Source organism: Polynucleobacter sp. 86C-FISCH (assembly GCF_018882415.1).
Classification (GTDB): domain Bacteria; phylum Pseudomonadota; class Gammaproteobacteria; order Burkholderiales; family Burkholderiaceae; genus Polynucleobacter.
Map to the genome: position 1 here is coordinate 1,242,970 of NZ_JACVOL010000001.1, position 15,884 is coordinate 1,258,853.

General features: G+C 35.8%; 15 protein-coding genes. All 15 read left to right on the forward strand.

The window, feature by feature from the left end; genetic code table 11:
* The first annotated feature begins 1 nt into the window (after position 1).
* Entirely contained in the window at positions 2-895 is an 894-nt protein-coding gene (locus ICN10_RS06275; protein WP_216213829.1) for a hypothetical protein, read from the forward strand.
* Positions 885-2,171 carry a hypothetical protein gene (locus tag ICN10_RS06280; protein ID WP_216213831.1) on the forward strand — a complete coding sequence of 429 codons (1,287 nt, stop codon included), beginning with the start codon at positions 885-887 and terminating at the stop codon, positions 2,169-2,171. Before ICN10_RS06275 ends, ICN10_RS06280 begins: the two co-directional genes overlap by 11 nt.
* 24 nt (positions 2,172-2,195) lie before the next feature.
* Positions 2,196-3,092, forward strand: a complete 897-nt coding sequence (locus ICN10_RS06285) for an alpha-1,2-fucosyltransferase (protein ID WP_216213833.1) — start codon at positions 2,196-2,198, stop codon at positions 3,090-3,092.
* A gap of 85 nt (positions 3,093-3,177) precedes the next feature.
* The gene (locus ICN10_RS06290; protein WP_216213834.1) at positions 3,178-3,897 is read left to right on the forward strand and encodes a class I SAM-dependent methyltransferase; all 720 of its coding nucleotides are present in this window, start codon (positions 3,178-3,180) and stop codon (positions 3,895-3,897) included.
* A gap of 145 nt (positions 3,898-4,042) precedes the next feature.
* Positions 4,043-5,008 (forward strand): NAD-dependent epimerase/dehydratase family protein, encoded by a 966-nt coding sequence (locus tag ICN10_RS06295; RefSeq protein WP_216213836.1) that lies wholly within the window; start codon positions 4,043-4,045, stop codon positions 5,006-5,008.
* Positions 5,005-6,924 (forward strand): HAD-IIIA family hydrolase, encoded by a 1,920-nt coding sequence (locus ICN10_RS06300; RefSeq protein ID WP_216213838.1) that lies wholly within the window; start codon positions 5,005-5,007, stop codon positions 6,922-6,924. Before ICN10_RS06295 ends, ICN10_RS06300 begins: the two co-directional genes overlap by 4 nt.
* A gap of 23 nt (positions 6,925-6,947) precedes the next feature.
* On the forward strand, positions 6,948-7,904 hold the full coding sequence (locus ICN10_RS06305; RefSeq protein WP_216213840.1) for a GHMP kinase: 957 nt from the start codon (positions 6,948-6,950) through the stop codon (positions 7,902-7,904).
* A gap of 35 nt (positions 7,905-7,939) precedes the next feature.
* Positions 7,940-8,494 carry an SIS domain-containing protein gene (locus ICN10_RS06310; protein ID WP_216213842.1) on the forward strand — a complete coding sequence of 185 codons (555 nt, stop codon included), beginning with the start codon at positions 7,940-7,942 and terminating at the stop codon, positions 8,492-8,494.
* A 37-nt stretch (positions 8,495-8,531) separates the two neighbouring features.
* On the forward strand, positions 8,532-9,431 hold the full coding sequence (locus tag ICN10_RS06315; protein ID WP_216213844.1) for a glycosyltransferase: 900 nt from the start codon (positions 8,532-8,534) through the stop codon (positions 9,429-9,431).
* An 83-nt stretch (positions 9,432-9,514) separates the two neighbouring features.
* Complete coding sequence (locus ICN10_RS06320; RefSeq protein WP_216213846.1) at positions 9,515-10,471, forward strand: hypothetical protein; 957 nt, start codon at positions 9,515-9,517, stop codon at positions 10,469-10,471.
* Positions 10,455-11,603: a glycosyltransferase gene (locus ICN10_RS06325; protein WP_216213849.1), complete on the forward strand. Its 1,149-nt coding sequence runs from the start codon at positions 10,455-10,457 to the stop codon at positions 11,601-11,603. The genes ICN10_RS06320 and ICN10_RS06325 overlap by 17 nt, the downstream gene beginning before the upstream one ends.
* Positions 11,600-12,850, forward strand: coding sequence for a glycosyltransferase family 4 protein (locus tag ICN10_RS06330; protein ID WP_216213851.1), 1,251 nt, complete (start codon positions 11,600-11,602; stop codon positions 12,848-12,850). The genes ICN10_RS06325 and ICN10_RS06330 overlap by 4 nt, the downstream gene beginning before the upstream one ends.
* Positions 12,847-13,725, forward strand: coding sequence for an SDR family oxidoreductase (locus ICN10_RS06335; RefSeq protein WP_216213853.1), 879 nt, complete (start codon positions 12,847-12,849; stop codon positions 13,723-13,725). Before ICN10_RS06330 ends, ICN10_RS06335 begins: the two co-directional genes overlap by 4 nt.
* On the forward strand, positions 13,718-14,728 hold the full coding sequence (locus tag ICN10_RS06340; RefSeq protein WP_216213856.1) for a polysaccharide biosynthesis protein: 1,011 nt from the start codon (positions 13,718-13,720) through the stop codon (positions 14,726-14,728). Before ICN10_RS06335 ends, ICN10_RS06340 begins: the two co-directional genes overlap by 8 nt.
* Entirely contained in the window at positions 14,721-15,848 is a 1,128-nt protein-coding gene (gene wecB, locus ICN10_RS06345; protein WP_216213858.1) for a non-hydrolyzing UDP-N-acetylglucosamine 2-epimerase, read from the forward strand. Before ICN10_RS06340 ends, wecB begins: the two co-directional genes overlap by 8 nt.
* Positions 15,849-15,884: the final 36 nt, after the last annotated feature.

Below are 15,884 nucleotides of genomic sequence, written 5' to 3' on the forward strand. Positions count from 1 at the left end.
CATGAATTTATTCTCCATATTTGAAAAATTAATTCATAAAGTCAATAAATATTCAGCAGAAAAAATACTTCTAGATTGCGTGGATTTCAAAATCTTAGCAATGCCATTGGATAAAAACTTTACAATATTAGTTCAAGGGCCTATTTTTAGAAATAATTTCAAATTTTTTAGTGGGATAATTTGCGAATACCTAAAAGTTGTAGGCGAAAAAAGAATTATTGTCTCAGCTACTTCAATGACACCCCAGTGCATTGATTTTCTTAAGGAAAAAAATATAAGATTTGTCGTAAAAAAACCTAAATCATCGGGTCCACACAATATTTTCTATCAAGCAAGTAGTGTGCTAAGTGGATTGAATTTCTGTACGGATGAAGAATGCATTGTGAAGGTTAGAAATGATCAATTCATTCAGAGATGGGATTTTATTGATGCCTATAAAGCGCAAGTTGAAGACGGTAAGGTATTTGCTGTTGGGTTTAGTTTTATAGACCCTGCATATCATATTGGAGATATGGTGCATTGGTGCAAAAAAGAGCTAATGGAAAAAATATGGAATAACGTAGCAGATCGCAAAAATATTGAACATATGCACTCCATTTACCAGGGCGCTTTTCCAGCAACCTGTAATACTTGGGCTAAAAATGATTTGCCACCCGAGATTTATATAGGGATATCATTATCAGAAACTTTCATGAGTTTGGATTTAAGTCTGGATAATTACTATCGGCTTATTAGAGAAAAATTAATATTGTGTAGCAATTATGACGTGGGATTGCAGTGGGCAAAACATAATGCAGTTTTAGATTTTCACAGGGTCTGGACGAGTGGGTATAGACCAACAATTAATCATATAAAGTGGTTGCAGATTAGTAGATCCAATAAATATGAAAAATAGCAATATATTAGAGATTAGGTGGAATATAGTATCAAGTTTTATTACTAAATTAATTTCAGCATTTATAGGAATTCCAACATTCTACGTAGTAAGTAAGCATCTCCCCGAATCTGAAGCAGGAAATTTTTTTTTAATATTGTCTATTACACCAATTTTTTTGCTTATTGAAACATCATTAGGCGGGAAATTAATTAATGATTTGTCTAGTTATAAACATGAAAGTCAAGCCGAGAAGCTAAAGAAAATAGTTGGCGCGATTAAATTATGTTTAAAGATAAGCTTCTTTTTGATATTTTTATTATGTTTAATATTAATTGCATATAAATTATTCTTTTCCAGTGTTGATGTTTTATATGAATGCATAATTTATAGCTTTATATTATTTTCTTGCCTCTCATTTCTACAGTTATTTGATAGGGTGCAAATAGTTAACGGAAAAATTTATAGAGTACAGATAGCAGATCTCTCAACTAGTATTATTTACTTGCTAGTTGTGTATTATCTAATTATGCTTAAGGCAGATTTTATAATAATAATAATTACTTATCCAATATTATATTTTTTAGTGAAAATAATTAATTATTCTTTTGATTATAACTTAAGGAATTTAATCCAAAAAATTATTTATAGTAAAATTATTCTTTATAAATCAAATGAGAAATTAGATAAAGATAATTTATATTTTCTTCTTATTACCTTGTTTTCTATGTTGGGAACATCATTTGATCTTGTATATTTAAAGCAGTTTGCAGAAAATAATGAAGCAATAATAATTGAAATGGCATTCTTTCAAAGAATATACCTAATATTTAATTTATTAGCTTCGATTGCAATTCCATTTTGGCCCATATTTAGCAAGCTTATTGCATCCCATGATTTTAAAAGAGCAATAAGAATCTCTAATTACTTAATTTTATTCTATATTTTATCTGGTCTAATTGTCACATTACTAATTTTGTTATTAACCCCTGTATTTAATTCAATATTATTATCTGGGGTTATTATTTTATCTTATCAAAGTATATTAATTGGAGTATTACCTCGTTATTTGTGTTTAATTGGAGAGGGAATTTCGCCTATAATGAATGTCCCTTTATTGGTGAAATATTCATTCCAAATTCAATTTCTATTATCTTTATTGTCTATTATATTAAAACCTCTAGTAATTAAATACTACTCTCTACCTGGTCTATTTATTGTTAATGGATTTATTTACGGTGTCCTATACTTTTTTCTATGCAGCCTATCAAGTAGAAAAATTTTATTTAATAAATGACAAAATAAGAAGAGATAAATATTCATGGTGAATAAGAAAAAATTAGTAGCAAGAATTAAAGGCGGCCTTGGGAATCAATTATTTTGTTATGCTGCGGCAAGAAGGCTTGCTATTGTAAATAATGCAACCCTTGTTTTGGATGATGTTTCTGGATTTTTACGTGATTTTAAATATCAAAGAAAATATTCTCTTGATAAATTTTACATTCCTATTGGAGTAGCATCATCAAACGAAAGATTAGGGCCTTTCCCGCGAATTTTAAGACGAATTTTAAGAATGCTATCTCGCTTTAATTTATGTGATCGATTTAATTATATTTATCAAGAATATGAGGATTTTGATTCTCGGATTCTTGACATTAAAATAATTAAATATGCATATATTGATGGCCTATGGCAAAGCGAGGATTATTTTAAGGATGTTGAAGATGTAATACGACAAGATTTAAGAATAAAGCAGCCTATAGATATAGAAAATCTATCAATGGCCGCTAAGATTGAGAATTGTAATAGTGTAGCTTTGCATGTTAGATGGTTTAATAATGGATATGAAGATTTAGACTCATCAAACCTTTCTATGGAATACTACAATTCTGCAATAGAAAAGATAAATACACTAATAAATAACCCACATTTTTTTATATTTTCTGATAAACCATTTGATGCATCCCTAATGCTAAATCTAAGTCATGATAAATTTACACTGGTTACGCATAATTCCCAGGAATCAATGGCTTATGCTGATCTATGGTTAATGAGCCTCTGTAAATATTTTATTATTGCAAATAGTACATTTAGTTGGTGGGGGGCATGGCTTGGAAATTTTAAAAGTAAAATCGTAATTGCTCCCTCTTTAAATATAACCGGGGTTGGTTCCTGGGGTTTTAAAGGCCTAATTCCTAAAGATTGGATCAAAGTATGATCTTAATTGATTTATAATTAATCCTCACTATTTAATTTCAATCTTTAATTAAAATTTACCTTATCTAATTGCTAAAAATAATATTATGAAATTTATCAAAAATCTCTCATTTTTAAATAAATATAAAGTTAAATTAAATAATCAACATGAACGAGATATCTTTGTAGTAGATCAGATAAAAAAGATTCCAAATGACAGTCTTTTATTGGACGCTGGCTGTGGTGGTCAGTATTATAGAAAGTATTGTTCGCATCTAAATTACAAGTCTCAAGATTTTGGAAAGTACACAATAGATACGAAGCAAATTATTGGAACCATAGGTCTAGGTGGGGTAGATGGATATAGGTATGGTCGGCTTGACTATACTGGAGATATTTGGAATATAGATGAAAAGGATCAGACATTTGATGCGATTTTATGCACAGAGGTTTTTGAGCATATACCATTTCCAATTGAATCATTAAGGGAGTTTAGCAGGCTATTGAAAAGTGGAGGCGTTCTTATTCTTACTGCGCCTAGCAATTGTTTAAGACATATGGACCCCTTTTTTTTCTATACAGGATTTAGTGATAGATGGTTTGAAAAGTTTATAGCCGAGATGGGTATGGAAATTAAGTATATTTCTCCTGTTGGAGATTACTTTAGTTGGCTATCAGTTGAAATATTTAGGACTATGCGATCTGGTAATTTCTTTACCAAAATTATTCTGATTCCAGCTTTTTTATATTATTTTTATAAAAAGAAGGATCAAGTTTCTATTGACACCCTATGCATGGGTTACCATGTTGTTGCGGTTAAGAAGTGATATTTTTTATAGCAAGCATTAAGGCCTAAAATTCTGACAACATGATTGCATTGCGACTTTTTGTTCACCATTATCAATTTTACATTTATAGTACTTATTGAAGTCTTTAGATGAAAATTATTGATTTTTTTTTATTGCGTAGAATATGAGTGTTTTAATAACTGGTGTGGCTGGCTTTGTTGGCTCAAACCTGGCTAAGAAATTTATTGCGGATGGAATTAAAGTCGTCGGTCTAGATAATTTATGCAGGGGGGATAAAAAAAATATCTCCGAATTAATTGGTCATCCATTATTTTCATTTCATATTACCAATCTATGTGATTTAGATACGTATGCTGAAATTATTGAACAGTCGCATGTTGACGAGGTAATAAAAGAAGTTTGGCATATGGCCGCTAACTCAGATATACCCGCCGGTATAACTGATGCAAATATCGACCTTTGCGATACGTTTATGACTACCTTTAATACTCTCGAATTGATGAGGCGATTCGGTATTAAAATCATTTCTTTTGCATCTAGTTCTGCTGTTTATGGCGACCTAGGGGATCTAAATATAGATGAAACAACAGGGCCCCTGTTTCCCATCTCAAATTATGGTGCAATGAAGTTAGCATCTGAAGCTATTATAAGTGCCGCGGTCGAAAGTTTTTTAGATGGCGCTTTTATATTTCGTTTTCCAAATGTAATAGGGTTACCTGCAACACATGGGGTAATTCTTGATTTTATTAGAAGACTTAATTCATCCAAAAAGTTGCTTGAAGTTTTGGGTGATGGTAACCAGCAAAAAAGTTATCTCCATGTGGAAGAGCTTGTGGATGCAATGTTTTTTATACGCAAGAATTCTAGCAAAAAGTGCAATTACTTTAATATTGGGCCTGGCGATGATGGGGTCACTGTTAGATTCATAGCAGAAAAAGTACGAGATGTTGTGGCGCCCAATGCTTTAATTGTTTACGGTAAAACCAATAAGGGCTGGGTGGGAGATGTGCCAAAATTTTATTACTCAATTGAAAAACTGAGAAATCTTGGCTGGAGCCCTACTTTAAGTTCAGAGCAGGCTATTTTGAGGGCCGTGCAAGAAATTTATGAGCAAGAGACAGGGTTTTGAAGAAGCAAGCGATCATTTTAGCCGGTGGTAAAGGCACTAGACTGAGCGAGAGACTTGGGGGTTTGCCTAAACCTTTGATTGATATTTGTGGAAAGCCACTGCTAGAGAGGCAGATTGAGCTTTTATTGCATCACCACTTTACAGATATATTGATATTGGTTAATCATCGTGCTCAAGACATTATAGATTTTTGTAATAGTCGAAATAATTGGGGGATTTCTCTTAAGTGCGTTAATGATGGAGAGCCGCTTGGGACTGCGGGAGCTGTTCTAGCAATACAGAATTTGCTAGAGGATGATTTTCTCGTAATGTATGGTGATACTATGCTTGATGTTGATCTGACGCGCTTTGGAAATTTTCATAGGGCGAACAACCATACTTCAGGCACATTATTTTTGCATCCCAATGATCATCCGCATGACTCGGATTTGGTTGAAATAGATGGTAATGGATTCATTACAGATTTCCACCCCTATCCTCATGATCAAAGTGTTTATTATCAAAATTTAGTAAACGCCGCCCTTTATTATTTAAGACGCGAAGCGCTCAGTAGCTTTTCAAGCTCTGTGATAAAAGCAGATTTTGGCAGGGATTTTTTCCCTTATATGCTTGATAATGGGCATACTTTTTTAGGGTATAACAGTTTCGAATATATTAAAGATGCCGGAACTCCTAAAAGGCTGGATAAGGTTTGCCAAGATTTTCTCAGTGGGCGTGTAAAGCGAGCACGATTAGATGAAGGTCAGGCCGCAGTCTTTTTGGATAGAGACGGAACAATAAATCGAGAAGTTAATCATCTGTCAACTAGTGAGCAATTTGAGTTATTGCCTGGTGTAGGTCAGGCAATAAATGCCCTTAATAACGCTGACTATAGAGCGGTAGTTATTACAAATCAGCCCGTATTGGCTCGTGGTGATTGTAGCTATGATGAGCTAAAGGTCATCCATAATAAAATGGAGACCTTGCTTGGAAAAGAAGGTGCTTTTCTAGATCGCATTTATTATTGCCCTCATCATCCCGAATGTGGTTTTGAAGGAGAAGTTAAGGAATTAAAAATTAAATGCGTTTGCAGAAAGCCAGGGCGGGGTATGGTAGATCAGGCGGTAATTGATTTAAATATAGATATAAAAAAATCATGGCTTGTAGGCGATACCACGGGTGATATTTTGTTGGCGAATAATTGTGGATTACGTTCTGTGTTGGTGGAGACTGGTTATGCTGGTTTGGATGAACGATACATGGCAATTCCCAGTTATACGGTGCCAGATTTATCTGCGGCAGCGGATCTCATTTTAAAGATCCATCCTTACTATTTAGATATATGCACAAAATTCGGATCCGAAATAAAGTCTGGCGATTTTGTATTTATTGGAGGTTTATCGCGATCCGGAAAGACTAATTTCTCGAGCACCTTAAAAGACTATCTCTGGTCCAATGGAATAAATGCTGTGGTAATTTCTGTAGACCGATGGTTGCGTAATCACGAAGAGCGAGAGCTAGGTGTACTTGGAAGATATGAATTAGAAGAATTAAAATTATTCATCAATGAGTTATCGGGTCAAAATAAGCGTGCTGAAGTCACACTCTCTTCTTATCAAAAACTAACGCGCAAGAGGATTCAAAATTCAAATTCGATGGTTATTGATCCATCGGATGTAGTGATAATTGAAGGCACCATTGCCTTAAATTTCGTGAGCGATATTTCTCTGCGTCGCACCCATGGATTCTTTCTCGAAATTGATGAGGTTGAGCGCAGGGATCGGGTAATAAATGAGTATCGCTTGCGGGGGTTGGATAATAACGAAGCAGAGGCTCTTTATCTGCTTAGAGAAGTTGATGAGGCGCCCATTATTAGAATGACATCAAAAAATGCTACGAATGTGATTCATATCAATACATTGGGGAATATAAATTGATAATAAGTAGAACCCCATTGCGAATGAGTTTTGCTGGTGGTGGCAGCGATATAGCTTCCTACTTTCATAATTTTGGAGGTGCCGTCATTAGCACGGCCATAAATAAGTATGTCTATGTTAATGTCAACCAAAAATTTGATAATGGAATTAGGGTGGGATACTCAATAAATGAAGAGGTATCAAATGTCGATGATATTGAGCATCATATTGTTAAGGAAGCTCTGAAGCACCTCGACATCAAGGGCGGTATTGAAATAACAACAATTGCAGATATCCCATCAAAGGGAACGGGCCTGGGCTCTTCAAGCACATTTACTGTTGGGCTGCTGAATGCATTAAATGCGTTTAAGAGTAAACATATCTCCTGCGATAAGTTGGCTCAGGATTCTTGTTATATTGAAATTGAAAAATGCGGTGCACCTATTGGAAAGCAGGATCAATATGCAGCAGCATATGGAGGGTTTAACTTAATTGAATTTAACCCAGATAACTCTGTAGTGGTGAACCCAATTATTTGCGATAAAAAGACCATCCAAACTTTGGAGTCCAGCATATTGGTTTTTTATACCGGGATAACAAGAAGCGCATCCAACCTACTTTTAGCGCAGTCAGAAATTATATCCTCCAGCAAAGACAAGCAAGATGTCATGCACAAAATGGTATCACTTGCTCGAACACTTGCGAAGGAAGTTCAAAATAATAACCCCGACGTTTTTGGTGAAGTGCTCCACGAGGGGTGGTTATTAAAAAAAAGCATCTCAGATGAAATTAGTAATGCTGAAATTGATGAATGGTATCAGATAGCTAGAAAAGCGGGAGCAAGGGGAGGGCGCATACTTGGTGCTGGTGCCGGCGGATTTCTAATGTTATCGGCCCCTCTCGAGTTGCATGAGCATATTAAATCCAAGCTTCATATGTTGAGGTATACACCCATTCAGTTTGAGCGACTGGGAAGTCGAATTTTATTCTACGAAGATTGAATATAAAATCTTAAATTTAACGTGCAGGGAAAAACATGATTTCGAACAATAGCGCAAGGTATGTTGGCAAATTAACAAAAATTTTAGGTGAGCTCAACTTTGAAGACTTAGATGCTGCTTTAAAGCTCATAGAAGAAGCATGGAGAAATGGAAGGCAGATCATAACCTTGGGTAATGGGGGAAGTTCTCTTACGGCCCTGCATTTTATAAATGATTGGAACAAAAGCATATATATGAGTACTGGCGTTTCTTTTAAAGGACGTAGTCTTGTAGATAATATTGGCTTAATAATGTCATATGGAAATGATATTTCTTTTGAGGATGTATTTCTAGAGCAGTTAAAAAATATATTGACCCCTGGGGATCTGGTGATTGCAATATCAGGAAGCGGTAATTCTGAGAATGTTATACGTGCGGTAAATTATGCCAATGAAAATGGTGCTAAGACCTTGGGGTTATGTGGGTTTTCTGGTGGACGCTTAAAAACCATAGCTCAACAGAAGGTGTGGGTTAATGTTGACGATATGCAATTGGTAGAAGATGTGCATGCCATCTTTGGCCATATTGTCATGCAAACTTTATGTGGATAGATAATTGGTCTCAGGCAACTTTCCTTAAGGAAATAATATGGGGCCGGTGATTTCGGTTGTTTTACCTATTTACAAGCCCAATTTAATTCAATTAGATGAGGCTTTAAAAAGTATTGCAACTCAGACTTTTGAGAATTATGAATGCCTTTGTATCTGCGATTCTCCTGATGAAGCTACCACTACGCTACTAGCTAAATTTACTAAAAAAGATCCTAGATTTAGGATAATTTTAGGCCACGATGCTGGGCTTATAGATGCACTTAATTTGGGACTTAGCGTATCTTCTGGTCAATACATTGCAAGAATGGATGTGGATGATATTAGTCTAAAAGATAGATTCCAACTTCAATATAACCTCCTCGAGAATAATGACTATGATATTGTCGGTGGGCATTATTTCATTATTAATAATGAAAGTAAGTATATTTCGGCAAGAGTTGTTCCAGTGGGGGATTATGAAATAAGACTTACATTGGCTTCAACTGTTCCATTTGCGCATTCATCAGTAATGATTAGGTCCAGCTATCTTAAAAAAGAAAAGCTAGGATATGGACTTGGTAAAAATCTAGTAGCAGAGGATTACCAGTTGTGGGTTCAAATGATGAATCGGGGTGCGCGTTTTGGAAATGTAGATGAGTGGCTATTGGCTTATCGGTGGAGTGATGACTCGCTATCGCAAAGGGTAAAAAGTAGTAATAAAAGAGATACTTTAAAAATACGAGAAGAATATTTTTTAACTAATATTGATAAGCTTAATGAAGCCATTGCTTACATGGCGGGGACTCAGGTAAGTGATGAGTTAGAAGAGACCATGGTTTTTGTCGCTTGTAAGTTGGCCTTAAAAAAGTTATCTCTTAAGCCAATTTTTACGGTCAGTAAAATATCCCGTAGATTTTTAGCTCAGGGCATCCTTAAGTTCTTTTTTGAAAAAATATGAACTTAAGGATAGATAAAATTTTGATATTAATATTTGTTTTCGCGCTAAATCTTTTGGCGACATACCTCTATTGCGATCTCTACATGGGAAGTCTTAATGCATCCGAATTGTGGGAGACAGCAAGAATCGATGGATTTAGTTCAGATTACTTTCTTATTGATGTTTTGCAATATCAGCTAAGTGCAAATTTCACTAATCTAACGGATGCCTTAAATTTACTATCAAGCGGATCTACAAATATTCATGCCTCTTTCTTTACAATGTTGTTTGGGGGCGGAGATGGATTGGAAGGCAGCATTATTGTTAACTCTATGATTGTTGCAATTTTGATAATGATTGCAGGCAACACGTTTACTAGATCAATAGTTTTATATATTCTCTTAAGCCCATATTTTATTTTTTATAGCATTGGATGGACGAAAGAAATATTGCTCACATTATCTTTGGTAATTTTAATTTTTAATTTAAACCTAAGGAGCAAAGCCAAGCTTATCACAGCATTTTTCTTTGCATTTATTTCTCGACCTCAGTTCTTACCAATTTTAATAATTTCAGTTTTTTTCGCAAAGATTAAAGATAAATATGTTTACTCTTTCATCTTGATATTTCTTGCCACATCCCCCTTTTGGTTATCAATTATCCCAGACGTTTACTATGCTGCAGCTTCTTTATACAATGAAAATAATGGTGGCCAAGGATACTCCATCTACGCTGATTATTTAAAATACAATATCCCTGTTTTTTCAATACTTGGTTATATTTTTCAAATAATAAAAATATATTTTGAGCCAGTAATGTCAGTGATTGCGAATGCTAGTTTTTATGCAATAAACGAAATATTTCTTGAGGTATTATTTTTTGCTTTTCTGATCCGTACAAAATTTTGTATATTTAAAGATAAAGTTGTTAAATATTTATTTATAACCATAAATGTTTTTATTGCTGCTCTGCCATTTACGCATTTTAGATATTTAATGCCACTGCTGGCGGCCCTGGTTCTTTTCAACTCAACCCGTGGATTTAATGATGGCCGAAGTTAGGGTTCTGCATGTTGTACCTGATCTTTGCGTTGAAGGCGGTGGACAGTCAAGCGCCTGCTTTAATTTAGCCCTATCTTTAGTTGGTGTTTGCGAAGAAGTTTCTATTTTTTTTAAGAAAGCACGCGGAGTAACATGGCTTGAGGGTGCTGGTCCTATCACTGGGTTGAATATTTTTCCATATACGGGAAAAATTTTCCGTATTCCATACGCTATTTATGGAATTATAAGGTCGCAGAATATAAATATTATTCATCTTCATGGCCTGTGGTTACCAATTTTCCTTTGCGCATTCATAGCAGCTAAGATTGCCGGTATAAAAATTGTTATTTCTCCCCATGGGATGCTATTGCCATGGGATTTGAGGCGTAAAAAAATAAAAAAATGGCTGGCCATGATGGTTTATCAAGGCTGGATATTGCGAAATGTTGATGGATTTATAGCTTCATCTGAGGCAGAGCATGATTCCATTGATTCATTAGGGTTAAAGACTCCAATTGCAATTATTCCAATTGCTATCTTGGATTCGCCACAATATCCAGAGCTTGATCTTAGGCCTCCAGGATTTAAAACAGCTCTTTTTGTAGGGAGAATTAATCATGGAAAGGGCCTTCATCTACTAATTGAAGCTTGGGCACAAATTCGTGTAAATGTTGGGGATCGATTGCTTATAGCAGGTAAGGCGACTACAGAAGAGGAATTAAGTTATTTTGATAGACTAACTACTGCCGTAAAGAAGCATCGACTTGAAAGCTCAATTTTATTTGTGGGGTTGGTAGAGGGGCGTCAGAAAGAGGAGTTATTTAAAAGCGCCTCTTTCTTGGTTTTGCCAACATTTTCAGAAAATTTTGGCATGGTAATTGCAGAGGCAATGTCTTTTGGTTTGCCGGTTATTACAACCCATGGCGCCCCATGGAGAGATATTGAGGTAAATCAATGTGGGTGGTGGGTGCCTATAGGCGTGAAATATCTAACTGATGCTCTAGCGGATGCTCTATCAAAAAGCTCTAGAGAGTTAAGTGAAATGGGTGCTAGAGGTAGAGAATTGTTCGATAGAAAATATGAATCATCTAGCGTAGCTAGGGAAACAAATTTTGCCTATAGCACGTATATTGAGTTGCCAAAAAATAAATGACCAATACTCAAATGAAAATCTTAATATGGAGCCAACATTTTTGGCCTGAATCATTTCGCATAAATGAAATTGCACAAGAACTACAAGAAAATGGCCATGAAATTTCAGTCCTTACTGGAAAACCAAATTATCCACTTGGAAAAATTTTTTCAGGCTATAAGGCTGCAGGACTGCAATCAGAACGTTACGGTCAAATAAGTATTAATAGAGTGCCGCTTTATCCCAGGGGTAAGGGTGGCGCACTAAACATGGTTTTAAATTACCTATCATTTATTTTTTCAGCTTTAATATTTGCCCCATTTATATATAGAGGTAAAAAATTTGACATTATATTTATCTATGGAACATCCCCGCTTATTCAGGGTCTTTCTGCAATTCCGCTAAAGTTTTTTACGGGCGCAAAAATTGTCACGTGGGTCCAGGATTTATGGCCTGAGGATTTGGAGTCAACAGGGTACATAAAGAATAAATATGTGTTGAAGATAAATGAATGGCCCGCAAAATTCCTCTATTTTTTTTCCGATAGGATTTTGATTCAATCGAAGGGGTTTTATGACCCAGTTTTGCGGTTGGCCGCTGGAAGAGAGCTTTTTTATTTGCCAAATCCTGCAGAAAAGGCGGTTTTTTTGAGGGGGGCAAATGGGCCGCTCCCTGAGATGTTTGAATATATGAGCCAAGGTTTTCATATTGTTTTTGCAGGAAACATTGGCAATAATCAGTCAATTGAAACAATTGTTGAGGCTGCATGTATTCTGATAAATAGACCTGATATTACTTTTACAATAGTTGGGGATGGAAGTAGACTTGATTTCTTAAGAGAGAAAGTTTCTGCCCATAAGTTAAAAAATATAAAAATACTTGGAAGGCATCCCGTAGCGCTAATGCCAGCAATTTATGAAAGAGCTGATGCATTATTGGTCACCTTGGGGAGTACTAATAATTTAAGTTTGACAATACCCTCTAAAATTCCGGCATACATGGCGTCAGCCAAGCCGATATTAGCAGCAATTAACGGATTTGGCGCAGAAGTTATCAAAGAAGCGGATTGTGGTTTTACTTGCTCAGCATGTAATTCAAGGGGTTTGGCTGACATTATTGAAAAACTCTATCTAATACCCGCCAATGAAAGGCTGGAGATGGGTAATAGGGGTAGGATTTATGCTGAATGCAACTATCAGCCCAACATAATTATTAAGGATATAGTGAAGCATTTTAGGGAAACCCTTGATCAGGATGAGCGTAAATGAAGATATTGGTGCTTGGAGCAAGTGGGATGTTGGGCCATACCTTGTTTCATCAATTGGGTATTTCTAATAGCAATTGGAAAATATATGGAACAATTAGATCGGAATCTTCTTGTAAAGATTTTGATAAAGCCGTCCGTAAAAATTTAATTTCTGGAGTAAACGTAGAGAATATAGATTCACTAATTCATGTTTTTAATTTAGTGAAACCAGAAGTTGTTATTAATTGTGTTGGCCTAGTTAAGCAACTATCAGAGGCGAGCGATCCACTGCAAGCATTGCCAATAAATTCGCTTTTACCTCATAGGCTTGCTAATCTCTGTAATTTAATCGGCAGTAAGTTGATTCACATTAGTACTGATTGTGTTTTTTCTGGCGAGAAGGGAAATTATTTAGAGACGGATTTTTCCGATGCCAAAGATTTATATGGAAAATCAAAATTTCTCGGCGAGTTATCCTATCCTCATACTGTTACATTAAGGACTTCAATAATAGGGCATGAGCTTCGTTCAGCCAACGGCTTGGTTGACTGGTTTCTGATGCAAAAAAAGGTTTGTCACGGCTTTACTAGGGCCATCTTTTCGGGGGTGCCTACAATAGTTTTGGCGGAGATCATTGCTAATGTAGTAATTCCAAACATTCATCTATTAAGCGGACTGTATCAAATTGCCTCAAAGCCAATTTCTAAATATGATTTGCTGTGCTTAATTGCTGAGGTTTACCAAATGGAGATACAAGTTATTCCAGATGATAGGTTAATAATTGATAGATCGTTATGTTCGAAACGATTTACAGAGGCAACTGGTTATGTTGCTCCTGAATGGGTTGATATGGTTGAAAAAATGCATGCTTTTAGGATTGCCAATAAAAATGTTTAAAGATAAAGTGCTATTAATTACGGGTGGAACAGGTTCTTTTGGAAATACTGTTTTAAAACGTTTTTTAAAAACGGGCGTGAGTGAAATTCGAATTTTTAGTCGCGACGAAAAAAAACAAGAAGATATGCGCCTTATGCTTAAGAGCGACATCTTAAAGTTTTATATAGGAGATGTAAGAAATTACGATAGTATTTATGAGGCTATGAAGGGTGTGGACTATGTATTCCATGCGGCAGCGCTTAAGCAAGTCCCTTCATGCGAGTTCTATCCCATGGAGGCGGTTAGAACAAACGTATTCGGAACAGAAAACGTCTTAAATGCTGCTACAGCAAATGGGGTGAAGCGTGTAGTGGTATTGAGTACAGATAAGGCGGTTTATCCAATTAATGCCATGGGCATTTCAAAGGCTATGGCTGAAAAGCTGGTCATTGCCAAATCTAGAAATCAGCTTCCTGGGCAAACAGTTTTTTGTGCCACTCGATATGGAAATGTAATGGCTTCCCGTGGTTCGGTCATTCCATTATTTGTTTCGCAGATAAAGAGTGGCAAAGCAATAACCCTTACAGATCCCAATATGACACGTTTTTTAATGTCGCTTGAGGATTCGGTCGATTTGGTTTTGTATGCATATGAACATGCAGAACAGGGTGATATTTTTGTTCAAAAAGCGCCATCATCCACCGTGAAGGACTTGGGAAAAGCCATTAATGAATTATTTGGTGGCAATAACGAGGTGAGCATCATCGGAACGCGGCATGGAGAGAAATTATATGAATCACTTATTTCTCGAGAAGAGATGGCTCACGCAAAAGATATGGGTGGGTATTATCGTATTCCGGCAGATAACCGAGACCTAAATTATGCCAAGTATTTCAATGAAGGTGATGAAGCTCTATCAGAGCTAGTGGACTACACTTCTCATAATACAACGCGTTTGAATGTCGATCAAATTAAAGACTTGTTGTTAAAACTTGATTACATAAGAGAAGAAATGCATGTATAAAATAATGACAATAGTTGGAACTCGTCCTGAACTTATTAAAATGAGCAGGGTAATTTCAGAGTTTGATAGTCATACAAATCATGTGCTAGTTCATACTGGTCAAAATTATGATTATGAGTTGAACCAGGTTTTTTTTGACGAGTTAGGTATTCGTAAGCCTGATCATTTTTTAAATGTAGCTGCAGCTAATGCCGCAAAGACAATAGCTCAGATAATTGAAAAATCTGACGAGATCTTTGAGTTGGAAAAGCCTGACGCAGTGCTTTTTTATGGTGATACAAATTCTTGTTTAGCCGTCATTTCAGCTAAACGTCGAAAAATCCCTGTTTTTCATATGGAGGCCGGGAATCGCTGCTTTGATCAACGCGTTCCAGAGGAGTTAAATAGAAAAGTTCTTGATCATTTGAGTGATATTAACTTAGTACTTACTGAGCATGCTCGTAGATACCTGATTTCGGAGGGTATTGCTCCTGAAACTATCATTAAAACTGGTTCACATATGCATGAGGTTTTAGATTGCTATATGGACAGGATTGAGAAGTCCTCAATTCTTGATTCCTTGAATCTAAAATCTCAAAAATATTTTCTTGTGAGCGTTCATCGCGAAGAAAATGTTGATTCTTTGGAGAATATGGTTGATTTGATGTCGACACTGAATTCCTTGGCTGAAAATTTTGATATTCCTGTGATCGTATCAACTCATCCACGCACTCAAAAGCGATTGAATGCATTGGATTTAGGTGAGCTAAATCCTCGCATACGCTTCCTTAAGCCATTTGGCTTTTTTGACTATATAAAGTTGCAAATTGAGGCGCTTTGTATTCTCTCGGATAGCGGAACGATTACTGAAGAAGCTTCTCTATTAAATTTACCTGCCATAACAATTAGGAATGCACACGAGAGACCGGAAGGAATGGATGTAGGTACATTAATTATGTCTGGACTAAAATCTGATCGTGTATTGGATGCCGTGAGGGTGGTTATCTCTGGACATAATCATGAATCAAGGTTAATGCGTATTCCTGAAGACTATGATGGTGGTTTAGTTTCAAAAAAGGTGTTGCGAATTGTGCTTAGCTACATTGATTACGTCAATCGTACGGTTTGGTTCAAGCATTGATAGCCGCAACAATTAATTAAATATTAGTCAAGATAT